The 823-nt window shown below is 43.3% G+C and carries 2 protein-coding genes; both read left to right on the forward strand.

Annotated elements, in window-relative coordinates; all coding sequences use genetic code 11:
- Positions 1-129 precede the first annotated feature (129 nt).
- Positions 130-501 (forward strand): hypothetical protein, encoded by a 372-nt coding sequence (locus ACSZPU_RS26015; RefSeq protein WP_499004503.1) that lies wholly within the window; start codon positions 130-132, stop codon positions 499-501.
- A 2-nt stretch (positions 502-503) separates the two neighbouring features.
- Positions 504-823: tRNA-specific adenosine deaminase (locus ACSZPU_RS26020; RefSeq protein ID WP_499004505.1), on the forward strand; the 320-nt coding region annotated here is incomplete at its 3' end.

An 823-nucleotide genomic window follows, 5' to 3' on the forward strand; every position in this document is an offset into this window, starting at 1 on the left:
TCAGGCAACCGTCTGTGGTGTTTGCAGAGCTAAGATTGGCGGCTTAGCGTTGCACTTCGGAGTTGAATCCGCCCATCAGTAAAAGCCCTTGTTTCTGAATTAATCAACCAGCAACACCATACCATCGCTATGATTATTCCACCGTGGTACTCGCCCGAAACCGTAGAAGCATTTAGGAATTACTTTCAACATCATGGCATCGTCATTCCATACTCTGTCCCCTATGAGTTGACAGGGAAGTGGGAGTTTATACCACGTCAGGATCGTTTTGATGTCGGTGCTGTTTGGCATATTTCTCCCGAATCAATTGCAGATTGTGCCTTTAAACAACTAAAGAATGAACGCGCTAATTTTAGTGCAGTCATTGTTCCTGGTAGTGGTTTCCCTTCATTAGAGGCCGGTAAAATCATTAGGCAGCGGTTGGAGAAACCATATTATTCAGTAAATTCTGCGAGTTGGTCTTGGTTTATGTCAGTATGCCAACAGAGAAAAGGAGTGTAAACATGACTGCACTTGAAAACCAGTTTAAGCAATTACCAGGCATGAATATTGAAGTTTACACAAATGACAAGGATGCCAGATATTTAAGACAGGCTATTCATTTGGCACAACAGGAAGCCGAACTCGGAGGATTCCCTTTTGGGTGTGTGATTGTGGCAAAGGACGGAGAAGTGCTAGTAAGTACCACCAACAATATCAGAGAAACCGGCGACTGCACTGGCCATGCGGAAGTATTAGCAGTGCGTGAGAGCCTGTACATAAAATTGTGTAATTGCCTGATTTTGATATGTTCAATCCAACATCAAAAGCAGGTTAATTTATG

It is taken from the genome of Phytobacter sp. V69 (assembly GCF_965644215.1).
Taxonomy (GTDB): domain Bacteria; phylum Pseudomonadota; class Gammaproteobacteria; order Enterobacterales; family Enterobacteriaceae; genus Phytobacter.